This is a genomic window from Pluralibacter gergoviae ATCC 33028 = NBRC 105706 (assembly GCF_001598855.1).
GTDB lineage: Bacteria > Pseudomonadota > Gammaproteobacteria > Enterobacterales > Enterobacteriaceae > Pluralibacter > Pluralibacter gergoviae.
The window spans coordinates 1-11,951 of the sequence record NZ_BCZS01000034.1 but is presented as its reverse complement, the minus strand read 5'-3'; the positions used below and the strand labels follow the sequence as shown (position 1 = coordinate 11,951).

At 60.6% G+C, this 11,951-nt stretch carries 11 protein-coding genes; 4 read left to right on the top strand and 7 right to left on the bottom strand.

Going from position 1 to position 11,951, the window contains the following annotated elements; all coding sequences use genetic code 11:
* Positions 1 to 37 precede the first annotated feature (37 nt).
* The 3 genes from ENGE1_RS22270 to ENGE1_RS22265 form a co-directional block, all read right to left on the bottom strand.
* On the bottom strand, positions 38 to 1,417 hold the full coding sequence (locus ENGE1_RS22270; protein WP_043086736.1) for an aspartate aminotransferase family protein: 1,380 nt from the start codon (positions 1,415 to 1,417) through the stop codon (positions 38 to 40).
* A 313-nt stretch (positions 1,418 to 1,730) separates the two neighbouring features.
* Positions 1,731 to 1,886, bottom strand: coding sequence for a hypothetical protein (locus ENGE1_RS28660; RefSeq protein ID WP_155409082.1), 156 nt, complete (start codon positions 1,884 to 1,886; stop codon positions 1,731 to 1,733).
* Between the two features lie 3 nt (positions 1,887 to 1,889).
* A complete protein-coding gene (locus tag ENGE1_RS22265; protein ID WP_269465007.1) occupies positions 1,890 to 3,017 on the bottom strand; it encodes an FAD-binding oxidoreductase in 1,128 nt (375 codons plus the stop codon).
* Positions 3,018 to 3,050: 33 nt separating this feature from the next.
* Between ENGE1_RS22265 and ENGE1_RS22260 the strand changes: the two genes are divergently transcribed.
* The 3 genes from ENGE1_RS22260 (at position 3,051) to ENGE1_RS22250 (ending at position 5,954) form a co-directional block, all read left to right on the top strand.
* The gene (locus ENGE1_RS22260) at positions 3,051 to 3,302 is read left to right on the top strand and encodes a hypothetical protein (protein WP_043085430.1); all 252 of its coding nucleotides are present in this window, start codon (positions 3,051 to 3,053) and stop codon (positions 3,300 to 3,302) included.
* Between the two features lie 8 nt (positions 3,303 to 3,310).
* A complete protein-coding gene (locus ENGE1_RS22255) occupies positions 3,311 to 4,576 on the top strand; it encodes an aromatic ring-hydroxylating oxygenase subunit alpha (RefSeq protein WP_048254649.1) in 1,266 nt (421 codons plus the stop codon).
* A gap of 166 nt (positions 4,577 to 4,742) precedes the next feature.
* Positions 4,743 to 5,954 carry an MFS transporter gene (locus ENGE1_RS22250; RefSeq protein ID WP_064360763.1) on the top strand — a complete coding sequence of 404 codons (1,212 nt, stop codon included), beginning with the start codon at positions 4,743 to 4,745 and terminating at the stop codon, positions 5,952 to 5,954.
* Positions 5,955 to 5,971: 17 nt separating this feature from the next.
* On the opposite strand, the gene ENGE1_RS22245 is transcribed toward ENGE1_RS22250, so the two are convergent.
* Positions 5,972 to 6,865: a LysR family transcriptional regulator gene (locus ENGE1_RS22245; protein WP_045288079.1), complete on the bottom strand. Its 894-nt coding sequence runs from the start codon at positions 6,863 to 6,865 to the stop codon at positions 5,972 to 5,974.
* Positions 6,866 to 7,124: 259 nt separating this feature from the next.
* On the opposite strand from ENGE1_RS22245, the gene gltP reads away from it, so the two are divergent.
* On the top strand, positions 7,125 to 8,435 hold the full coding sequence (gltP, locus tag ENGE1_RS22240; RefSeq protein WP_048254614.1) for a glutamate/aspartate:proton symporter GltP: 1,311 nt from the start codon (positions 7,125 to 7,127) through the stop codon (positions 8,433 to 8,435).
* A gap of 18 nt (positions 8,436 to 8,453) precedes the next feature.
* Here the strand turns inward: gltP and etfB are convergent, their stop codons facing one another.
* From etfB to ENGE1_RS22225, 3 genes are all read right to left on the bottom strand, one after another.
* Positions 8,454 to 9,248 carry an electron transfer flavoprotein subunit beta gene (etfB, locus tag ENGE1_RS22235; RefSeq protein ID WP_043085441.1) on the bottom strand — a complete coding sequence of 265 codons (795 nt, stop codon included), beginning with the start codon at positions 9,246 to 9,248 and terminating at the stop codon, positions 8,454 to 8,456.
* Positions 9,238 to 10,476: an electron transfer flavoprotein subunit alpha gene (etfA, locus tag ENGE1_RS22230; protein ID WP_048254612.1), complete on the bottom strand. Its 1,239-nt coding sequence runs from the start codon at positions 10,474 to 10,476 to the stop codon at positions 9,238 to 9,240. The genes etfB and etfA overlap by 11 nt, the downstream gene beginning before the upstream one ends.
* Positions 10,476 to 11,951: (Fe-S)-binding protein (locus ENGE1_RS22225; protein WP_064360762.1), on the bottom strand; the 1,476-nt coding region annotated here is incomplete at its 5' end. The genes etfA and ENGE1_RS22225, both read right to left, overlap by 1 nt.

Sequence of the window (11,951 nt, the reverse complement as noted above, 5' to 3'; positions counted from 1 at the left end):
GAAATAAGGAGCCGGCGGGCTGTCCGCCGGCTGCGGCCTACAGTTCGCGCTTCGCGCGGACAATCAGCTGATCGAGCAGCACGATGGCCTGGTCGATTTCGCTGCGGCTGATCTCCAGCGACGGCGCGAAGGTGATGACGTTTTTGTAGTAGCCGCCGACGTCGAGCACCAGCCCGGTGCGCTGGCCCTGATACTCAAGGGTGCCGGAGAGGCCGATATCGACCATCTTATCGAGCAGCGCCTTGTTGGGCGTAAAGCCGTCGGCCTGGCACAGCTCGGCGCGCAGCGCCAGGCCCAGGCCGTCAACGTCGCCGATCTCCGGATGCTGGCGCTGGAGGGTTTTCAGCCCTTCCAGGAAGTAGGCGCCGCTCTCCATCACCTGCTTCTCATAGTCTTTCTCCGCCAGCATCTGCATCACTTCCAGACCCACGGCGGTGCCCAGCGGGTTGGAGGCAAAGGTCGAGTGGGTGGAGCCCACCGGGAAGGTGGTCGGGTTGATCATCTCTTCCCGCGCCCAGATGCCCGCCAGCGGGTTGAGGCCGTTGGTCAGCGCCTTGCCGAACACCAGCACATCCGGGGTGATGCCGAAGTGCTCCACCGACCACAGTTTACCGGTGCGGTAGAAGCCCATCTGGATCTCGTCCACCACCAGCAGAATGCCGTGATCGTCGAGGACCTTTTTCAGCCCTTTGTAGAAGTTGCGCGGCGGAATAACGTAGCCGCCGGTGCCCTGAATCGGCTCAATGTAGAAGGCGGCAAACTCCGACTGCTGCACTTTCGGATCCCAGACGCCGTGGTACTCGTTTTCAAACAGGCGGGCAAAGTCGGCCACCAGCTTGTCGGCGTACTCTTCCGGGGTCATGCCCTTCTGGCGGCGGAACGGATACGGGAAAGGAATAAACTGCGCGCGCTCGCCGAAGTGGCCGAAGCGGCGGCGGTAGCGGTAGCTGGAGGTGATCGACGAGGCGCCGAGGGTGCGGCCGTGGTAGCCGCCCTCAAAGGCGAACATCCGGCTTTTACCGTTGCAGTAGTTACGCACCAGCTTCAGGGAGTCGTCGATAGACTGGGAGCCGCCGACGTTGTAGTGCACGCGGCCCGGCAGGCCGAACTTGCGCTCCATGTCCTGGGCAATGACTTTACTCAGCTCAATTTTGGTCGGATGCAGGTACTGGCTGGCCACCTGCGGCAGCACGTCAATCTGCTTTTTCAGGGCGTCGTTGAGGCGGGGATTCGCGTAGCCAAAGTTGACCGCCGAGTACCACATCTGCAGGTCGAGATAGGGCGTCCCCTCGGCGTCGAACAGATAGCTGCCTTCGCAGCCGTCAAAAATCTTCGGCGGATTCACGTAGTGAACGGTATCGCCGTGGGAGCAATATCTGGCTTCGTCCGCCAGCAGTTGTTCTTCGTATGGAGTCATAATAATCAGCCCGGTTAAGCCGCGTGCGGCGTGATGTTGATATCCGAACAAGTATATCAACGGCAATAAACCGGCTACCGTACGCGCAGTGGGATATTGACGCTCTATTGAGGTTTATTGAAAAAGCGTTTAGCTACCGTTTATTTTAATCGCAATCATATATAAACGGCGCGGAGAAGGTTTGTTTAGTGGGGCTGAAAAATAACTTAAAAGATGTCTGAATATAACGTAGTGCAACAAAAAATATCATCGCCAGCGCGCGAAATATAGCGATCTGGGGAACATTAAAATGCGGCGCATTCGCCGTCGGGCATTATTCCCGTTTATCGTCGTCTTTACCTTCGCCGCAGCCGCCGCGTTTTGGCCGCCGGATAAACCCCTCGGCCACGGCGCAGTAGATAACCGGCGGGGGCGTATTATTAACGCCCCCGGGTTTACGCCCCAACATCCGCCAAAGGAAGCGCATCACGCGCTAAAACTCCACCGTCACGTTGCCCTTCGGCACGCTGCAGCAGGAGAGAATATAGCCCTCTTCAATATCCTCATCGGTAATGCCGCCGTTGTGGTTCATCTCGATATCGCCCGCGACGCGCTTCACCTTGCAGGTGCCGCAGATGCCCATCCCGCAGGCTTTGGGAATGTGCAGCCCCAGCTTGGCGGCGGCGGCGTGGATGGTCTCCCCGGGGGCAATCTGTACGCTTTTACCGGCGTTGGCAAAACAGACCTCCAGCAGATCGGCGGGCTGGATGGCCTCAATCATCTCCGCCGCCTGTTCGGCCTCCTGCACCACCTGCTCTTTCACCACTTCCGGCGTTTCGCCGAAGGACTCTTCGTGGTAGTGCTTAAGGTCAAATCCGGCCTCCCGGAGCATGTTTTTCACCGCCTTCATATAGGGCGTCGGGCCGCAGCAGTAGATTTCGCGCTGCATAAAATCCGGGGCGATCATCAGAAGCTTGGCACCGTCGAGAAAGCCGCGATAGCCGCCCCAGAACTGGCCGGATTCGTAGTGTTCGCAGATCAGGCTGACCTTAAAGTTGGCGATGCGCGAGACCATGTTCTCCAGGTCCTGCCTGAAGATGATGTCCTTCGGGGTGCGGGCGCTGTGGACGAAGATCATATCGACGTCGGAGTTAGTGTCGAAGTACCAGCGGGCCATCGACATCATCGGCGTAATGCCCACGCCGCCGGAGAGAAACAGCACTTTGTCGCCGGGGTAGTCGATGCAGTTGAACTGCCCTACCGGGCCGTGCACCGCCAGCTTCGCCCCTTCGCTCATGTTGTCGTGCAGCCAGTTAGAGACCTCCCCGCCCGGCACGCGCTTAACGGTTATCGAGAAGCTGTAGGGCACCGACGGCGAGCTGGAGATGGTGTAGGAGCGAAAGATGGCTTCGCCGCCGATCTCAAGCTCCAGGGTGACGAACTGCCCCGGCTTGAAAAAGAACATCACCGGCTGTTCGGCCATAAAGCAGAAAGTTTTAACGTCCCAGGTCTCCTGGATGACCTTCACGCAGCGCACAGCGTGGCGGCCGTTGCTCCACGTCTGGGTCATGACCGGTTCGAACGCGTCGCTATTCATTACCGTGATCGTCTGGTTGCTCATACGTACATTTCCTGTCAGGAGAGATGAAGCGATTTGCTGATTCTGGGCGCAACCCCCGGCGGCGAGTTATTTATTCACGACATCGAAATATCTGAAAAAACCGCGGCGGAAAAAAACTTTCTGATTACGTCTTTTACAGGGGGGATCAATGTCGCAGCCAGAACAGCCGAGGTCAGTAAACCCATGCACATTCAGGCGGAAAGTTACCCATATCGTGGATACGGGCTTGCGGTAATCGGGACGTGCCCGCAGCGGGCACCGGACACTTCACTGTCAACGGCGTGAGAAGAATGATGAGTCAGAACGATCTGCTGAATATTACCTGCGCAAGCATTAACGATGCGAGCGAACATATGTCCCGGCTGCTGCGCGCGCGCCGCCCTAATTACTCTCTGCCGCAGGCGCTGTATAACGATCCGACGCTGTTTCGCGTCGATATGGAGGAGATTTTTCAAAAGGAGTGGCTGTTTGTCGGCATGAGCAGCGAGATCCCGAAAAAGGGCGACTACTTTACCGTTGAAATCGGGCAAAACCCGGTGCTGGTAGTGCGCGACGCCGAGGGCAAGATCGGCGCCTTCCACAACACCTGTCGCCACCGCGGCTCGCGGCTGTGCTCGGCGCAGCGGGGCAAAGTGGCGAACCTGGTCTGCCCCTATCACCAGTGGACCTACGATCTGAAGGGCAATCTGCTGTTTGCCGGCACCGAAATGGGCAAGGCCTTCGAGATGAAGGAGCACGGCCTGAAGCGGGCGCACTGCAAAACCGCCGGCGGCTTTATCTTCGTCTGCCTGGCGAAAGAGCCGCCGGACTCCGACATGGACGCTTTTCTGGCGACGCTGGATGAGTATATGGCGCCCTACGACGTCGAGAATACCAAGCTGGCCGTCGAGTCGCACATGTATGAGAAGGCCAACTGGAAGCTGGTCATTGAGAACAACCGCGAGTGCTACCACTGCGCCGCCAGCCACCCGGAGCTGCTCAACTCCCTGCTGGAGTGGGACGACGTGCAGGACCCGCGCGCCCCGCAGTCGTTTATCGACTACTACAACGCCCAGGCCGCCGAGTGGGACAAGCAGGGCATTCCCCACCGCCACCAGAGCTTCGGCCTGCGCAACCGCATCGTGCGGATGCCGCTCAAGGAGGGCACCAAGGTAATGACCATCGACGGCGGCGTCGGCTGCAATAAGCTGATGGGGCGCTTCACCAGCTACTACCAGGGCTCGATGCGCATCCTGCACCTGCCCAACTCCTGGAACCACATGCAGAGCGATCACTTTATCGTCTTCCGGGTGCTGCCGATCTCCGCCCAGGAGACGATGGTCACCACCAAGTGGTTCGTGCACAAGGACGCGGTCGAGGGCGTGGACTACGATCCGGAGCGCCTGCGCAAGGTGTGGGACGCCACCAACGAGCAGGACCGCATTCTCGGCGAGGAGAACCAGCGCGGGATCAACTCGGTGGGCTACCAGCCGGGGCCGTATTCGGAAACCTACGAGTTTGGGGTGATCAACTTTATCGACTGGTATTGTGAGACGGTGATGAAGAATCTCGACCGCTAGCGACCGGTACAGGGCGCCGCTGGCCGCGCCCTGCCATTCCTTTTATTTATTAATTCGCATGAATATATATCGCTTTTCATTATTTACACCGCCGGGTTATCTTCGCCACTCACCATCGTATGTACCGTCATTCACCTGACGCACCGACCTATCGCAAGAGTGTAAAATGCACGCCACAACCACAGGGCCCCGACCCGGCCCAATTGCTATTGTGCTCATCGGCATCGCCCAGATTTTAGTCTGGGGTTCTTCATTTTTTATTCTGGCGGTTATCGCCAGCCCGATCGTGAAAGAGACCGGCTGGAACAGGGAGTGGGTTTACGGTGCGCTCTCCATGAGTATCTGCCTCTCCGGCCTGCTTCTGCCCGCTATCGGCAAATTAGTGGCGCAGAACAGAGGCCGGATGCTGCTGTGCGCCAGCGGTGTCGCCGCCGCCTCGGGCGTTGCGCTGATGGCCAGCAGCCACTCTCTCGCCCTGTTTTTTTTCGCCTGGGTGATCCTCGGCGTGGCCATGGCGCTGGGGCTGTATGACACGCTGTACGCCGCCCTCGGCAACTGCTACGGCAGGAATGCCAAATCGGCCATCACCACCGTGACGCTTATCTCCGGCTTCTGCACATCCATTATGTGGCCGCTGCTGGCCGCAGGCGTAGTCCACGTCGGGTGGCGGGATACCTGCTATATCCTGGCCGCGGTGTTACTGGTTACCATTATTCCCGTTTACCGCTGCGCCCTGCCCGCCGGCAGCGCCGCGCCGGCGGTGAAAAAGCGTCGCGCCGGCGGCGCTATCTCGGTGGACAGAAAAACCTACCACCTGATGTCGACCATTTTTATGATTGCGGCGGTGATCATGACCGCCCTTTCGGTTCAGCTGATTGATATCCTGCAGTCGCGCGGAATGGGAATTGCCGCCGCCATTGGCATCAGCGCCCTGCTCGGGCCAAGCCAGGTCGCCTCCCGGGTATTCGATATTTTCCTCAACTTTAAGAACCCGATATTTACCCTGATTATTTCGGTTGTGCTGGTCCTGGCGGGACTGGTCCTGCTGCTCTTTTTTCCGGCCCTCGCGGCCATTTCGGTGGTTATCTACGGCGCCGGCAACGGGTTACGTTCAATCGTCAGGGGCACGTTGCCTTTATATATCCTCAAGGAAGAAGAGTTTGCCGTCGTGATGGGTAAAATCGCCAGGCCGTCGCTGATTGCCCAGGGGATGACGCTGTTTGTTGCCGGTTTTCTCTATGAACGCTTTGGCGCCAATACGCTACTGGCGGCGATGGCGTTCCTCGCGTTTATCAGCATCGTGCTGTCGCTGTGTTTAAAAAGCCACCTCAATACGGTCAGGCGGCACGCCTTAACCACCGTGGAAAAGGTCGGCTGACGCCCGCAGCGCGCGGTTTAGCCTCGCTGCAGAATCGTTTTAAAATCACAGCAGTTCTGCGCCAGCATAATGATGGATGAGATCAGTTCGCTGTGTCGCTGAACTTTGTGCATCGCCACATAGGTTATGTCGGGGAGCGCTGGCGCGATATCGAGCTGCTGGAGGATGCCCATCCTGGTCAGCGGCTCAAGGCAGGACTCCGGGAAGTAGCTGATGCCGCCGCCGGACACCGTCAGGGAAAGCAGGGCAACAATGCTGTTGCTGATAAGCTTACGCGGCGGGGTGAAGCCCGCCTCCTCAAACCAGCGCCCGTAGATGATCCCCGGCCCCGATTTATCCATCAGCAGACGATATTTATGCAGGTCGTACAGCCTGCGCGGCTGCGCCTCCGCGCACAGGTCGGGTTTGCACATCCAGACATTTTTTACCTTACCGACGGGCTGTCTGGAAAAGCGCGGATCGTGAAAAGCGTCCGGGACAATCGCCAGATCAATTTCGTCGGCCAGCAGTTTCTCCTGCAGATTAATGCTCATATCGACATCGGATTCGATGTTGACGCGCGGATAATGCTGCTGAATTAATCCTATCAGACGCGGGAGCCAGGTCAGCGCGGTTAATTCGGTAACGCCGATAACGATTTCCCGGTTAAATATTTCCGGTGAACTTACCTGTTCGATAACCTGCAGCCGCATAGCGAGTAACTTTTTTGCCTGAATAAAGAGCTCCTCGCCCTTCTCGGTCAGGCTAACGCTGCGGTGGTTGCGGTCAAAGACAGCAATACCAAGAAAAGACTCCAGCTCCTGCACCCTTTTAGAGATGGCGGATTGCGTGGTGTGCAGTTTCCGTGCAGCGTGCTGAAAGCCGCCGAGGGTGACAACCCAGTACAACGCCTCTAACTGCTTGAATGTCATTAAATTACCCTGATTCCCTCACGCTGAGATTAATGAATTTTACTACTCAGAAGTCATCTTTAAAAATCGTTTTTTTATATCAGTAGAAAGCGCTAGGCTACCTCAAAAATAGCAGCGGCACTTTTGCCTCCCGTACCCCCGAATCCGCTCAGCGGGCCTGGCATCCTTGATGCCCAGGATGCTTTATTACGCACAGCCGACATACCCCTATTTTGCGTTTTGTGGCAGAAGTGGTGTTTCTAACGAGGACAGAGAGATAATGAAAGATAAGAAGTTTGGGATGGCCTATAAGATATTAATTGCTCTGGTGCTGGGTATCATTGTGGGCGCATTCATTCACAATAACGAATACTATAAAGACCTGCTGCTGGAGAGTTTTTTACAGCCGGCGGGGAAAATATTCATTTTACTTATTAAGATGATCGTCATTCCGATCGTTATTTCGACGCTGATTGTCGGTATTGCCGGCGTGGGCGATGCCAAAAAGTTTGGCCGCATCGGTATTAAGACCATTATCTATTTTGAAATTGTCACCACTATCGCCATTTTTGTCGGGCTGGGGATTGCCAACCTGTTCCATCCGGGAAGCGGCATTGATATCTCGGCGCTGCACTCGGTTGATATCTCTGCTTATGAAAAAACCACCGCCGAAGTGGGCAGCGGCGAGCACGGCCTGGTTACCACGATCCTGTCGCTGATCCCCGCCAATGTGTTTGATGCGATGGCTAAAGGCAATATTCTGGCGATCATCTTTTTCTCCGTACTCTTTGGATTAGGGCTTTCCGCGCTGCCCGAGGAGAATAAAAAGCCGCTGCTCGAGGTGTTTAAATCCACCTCGGCGGTGATGTTCAAAGTCACTAACATGGTGATGCGCTACGCGCCGATAGGCGTTTTCTCGCTGATCGCCACCTCCGTCGCCACCTTTGGCTTTGCCTCCGTTATCCCGCTGTTCAAGCTGGTGGTCACCGTCTATTTGTCCATCGCCTTCTTTGCGATAGTGGTCCTCGGGGCTATCGCTAAAAGCTGCAATATCAATATCTTTAAGCTTATTGTTATCCTGAAAGATGAGCTGATCCTCGCCTACTCCACGGCGAGCTCTGAAACCGTGCTGCCGCGGATCATGGAGAAGATGGAGCACTATGGCGCCGCAAAATCCATCACCGGCTTTGTCATCCCGACCGGTTACTCTTTTAATCTCGACGGCTCGACGCTTTACCAGAGCATTGCGGCCATCTTTATTGCGCAGCTGTACCACATTGACCTGAGCGTCGGTCAGCAGATTATTTTAGTGCTGACGCTAATGATTACCTCGAAAGGCGTGGCGGGCGTACCGGGCGCTTCGTTTGTGGTCCTGCTTGCCACCCTGGGGAGCGTCGGCATCCCGTTAGAGGGGCTGGCCTTTATTGCCGGGATCGACCGGATCCTCGATATGGCCCGCACCGCCCTCAATGTGGTGGGCAACGCCCTGGCCGCGCTGGTAATTGCCAAGTGGGAGAATGATTTCGACAGCGGCCGGGCGCTGGCCTATGAAGCGCAGGTATTCAACCGCAGCGCGCGGTCGGCGGGCTGAGCGGCGGGGCCGGCGGCGCTAGCGCACCACCCCCTCCTCCAGCAGCAAATCAAATATCGCCTGCGCCATCTCGCGCGTCGGCTTATCGCGCAGCACCCTCCCCCCCGCGCTCTGCGATTTTGCAGTGGCGGCGCGGAAGCGGTCGGCGGCGGTTTTCGCCTTCACCACCTTGAGGCGCTTCGGCCTCGGGCGGGCGGGCTCCTCCTGCCAGGCCCGGCGGGCCTCGTCCGCTTCGCGGCAGACGTTGTCCTCTATGTCGATGCGGGCGCGGGCGGCGGGGCCGAGGGCGTTCTGCCGGGGCGCCGGGGCGGCCATATCGACGCTGGCGATAAACGGCAGCGATACCCGCAGGGCGCGGCGCTGGCCGCGCGGCAGGGCCTGCAGCACGCTGGCTTCTTTGTCGTTGAGGCTAACGATATCGGCGACGCCGGTGACCACCGGAATGCCCAGCGCCTCGCCGAGCAGAAACGGCAGCATGCCGGAGGATTCGCCGCTTTCGGCCCGGCCGCCGGTGAGGATGATGTCCGGATCCCGGCCGCGCAGATAGTCGCCCAGCGCCGCTACCGCGTCGTCCTGCTCGCCGATGGCCAGCACCCGCAGCCAGGGGACGCCCATTCCGGCGTAGCTGCGCAGCGCCTCGGCGGCGGGATCGCCGGCGTGGAGTACCTCCAGCCCGTAGCAGGAGAGCGCCATGCCCATTTCGACGGCGCGGGCGTCCTGCTCGGCGCGGCGGGCGCGGCCGGACTCCGGGTGCCTGCCGACGGAGACCAGCGCCGTCACCCGGCAGGTGAGATTATGGTTATCAGGCTGCATTGTGTAGCTCCTCTTTACGGTGGGCCAGCACCAGCTGCTCCAGCGCGGCCAGGATCTCGCTGCTATCGGCGATGACGCTCAGGGCGGCGCGCTTGACCATATCGCAGCCCGGATCGGTATTGACGGCAATCACCTTTTCGCACTGGCCGATGCCCTGCAGGTGCTGGACCGCGCCGGAAATGCCGACGGCGATATAGACCCGGGCGGTGACCCAGGTGCCGGTGGCCCCCACCTGGCGGGCGCGCGGCATGTGGCCGTCGTCCACCGCGACGCGGCTGGCGCCTTCGGTGGCGCCGAGCGCGTCGGCGGTGCGGTGAAACTGCGGCCAGTCGCGGATGCCGTTGCCGGCGGAGAGAATAAATTCGGCTTCCGCCAGCGGCACCGCGCCGGGATCGACGGCAACGGAGCCGCAGTCCTCGATGCGCGACGGCCGCTTCGGCACTTTGCCGGGCGCCATCGGCAGCGCCTCGTGGCGGGTTTCGTCAATCGGTTCAGCGCACTCTTCGGCCAGCAGCAGCACGCGCGGCGTAACGCGGGTGATGTCCACTGAGCCGCTGGCCGCCCGGCTGACGCAGGTCTCGCTGTCCGCCCGCCACACCCGGGTGGCCGGGCGCTCGCCGAGCCGCGCCGACAGGCGGCAGCCCAGCTCGAAGCCGCCGGCAACGCTGTCCGGGAACAGCCAGTAGCGGGGCGCAATTTCGCGCTCGACCTGGGCGAGCGCGTGCGTGCGCTGCTCCGGGGCGTAGCCGTCGTAGCGCCTGCCGCTCACGGCCAGCAGGCGGTCGGCCCCGGCGGTGCAGAAGCCTTCCTCGCGGTGCTCGCCGAAGGTAATCACCAGCACCGCACCCGCGCCGCCGGCGTGGCGGATCAGGGCGTGGGCCTGGCCGATAACGTCTTTGTCGTGGGCGCTCAGGCGGCCGCCCGGCATGTCGGGCACCACGGCAACAACGTACTCCGGCTGTTCGACGCAGTGCAGCGGCAATTCAGCTTGCGCGGGCGCGGCGGTGGCGCGGCGGCCGGCCAGGCTAACGAGGTTGCCGACGTTGAGCCGGTCGATGCGCTTGATGCCGCTGGGGCCGATAAAGCCCACCGCGTGCGGATTTTTACGCAGCAGGCCGGACGGGCCGCGCGTCTCCAGCGAAGGCTGCGCCAACTGCTGGTGCTCAGGGTGCAGGCGGTTGCGCAGGATCCACTCCCGGCGCGGGTCGCGGCGAAAGATGTCGCTCATCAGATCGCCTCCGCAGCAGTGGCGGCAGCCGGACGGCGCTCGGCGTCGTCATCCACCAGCGCGTCGGCCACTAGTTCGGCAATGTCTTTAACCTCCGGGCGCGGTTCAGGAACGCCCTCCAGCATGGCGGTACACTGCTGGCAGCCGACGGCCACCAGCGCCGCGCCGGTCTGGCGGGCGTCGTCCATGCGCATATCGGCAATGCGCCGCTCGCCGGGGACGTCCACCACCGGCGCGCCGCCGCCGCCGCCGCAGCAGCGGGAGCGGAAGCCGGAGCGGTCCATCTCCTTAAGCGAAATTCCCAGCGCCGCCAGCAGCTCGCGCGGCGAGTCGTATTCGCCGTTGTAGCGCCCGAGGTAGCAGGGATCGTGATAGGTCACGTCGCCGCCCTTATAGCGATCGAGCACCAGCCGGTGGCCCTTTACCAGGGCGTTAATAAAGGTGGTGTGGTGCAGCACCTCATAGTCCGGCTTCTGGCCCTCGGGATAAAAGTCCGGGTACTCGTTTTTCAGGCAGTGGAAGGCGTGCGGATCGGTGGTGACGATCTGCTTAAAACGGTATTTGCCCAGCGTGCCGATGTTGCTTTTGGCCAGCCGCTGAAAGGTAGCGTCGTCGCCGAGGCGGCGGGCGAGATCGCCGCTGTCCAGCTCCTCGTCGCCGAGCACCGCGAAGTTCACCCTCGCGGCGCGCAGCACTTTAACGAACGCACGCAGAATGCGCTGGCTGCGCATGTCGAACGCGCCGTCGGAGACCCAGAACAGCACCTCCGCCTCTTTGACCTCTTTCATCAGCGGCAGGTTCTGATCCGCCGCCCAGTGGGTGCGGCTGCGGGGATTAAAGCCGTTGGGGTTGTCGGTGAAGATCAGGTTCTCCAGCACCTGGGCGCCCTTGCCCGGCGTCTGGCCCTTTTCGAGGGTCATAAAGCGGCGCATATCGACGATGGCGTCAACGTGCTCGATCATCATCGGGCACTCCTCGACGCAGGCGCGGCAGGTGGTGCAGGACCACAGCGTCTCTTCTTTGATAAGACCGCCGACGATCGGCTGATGCGGGGCGCCCTGCGCCTCGCCGACGCAGGTGCCGGGATAGGGACTCCCGGCGTATTTCGCGTCGCTGCCGCCCGCCAGGCCCACCACCAGATCCTGGATCAGCTTTTTCGGATTCAGCGGCTGCCCGGCGGCAAAGGCCGGGCACATCGCCTCGCACTTGCCGCACTGCACGCAGGCGTCGAAGCCCAGCAGCTGGTTCCACTTGAAGTCGGCGGGCTTTTCGACGCCCAGCTTCGGGGCGCTGAGATCGACGCTTTTCAGGCCGGTGGAGCGGCCGCCGCCGAAGCGCTCCGGGCGGCGGTGGAAGGCCAGGTGCAGCGTCCCGGCAAAGGCGTGCTTCATCGGCCCGCCCCAGCCCATACCGAACAGCAGCTCGCCCAGCCCCCAGACAATCCCCGCCACCAGCAGGGCCGACAGCAGCCACTG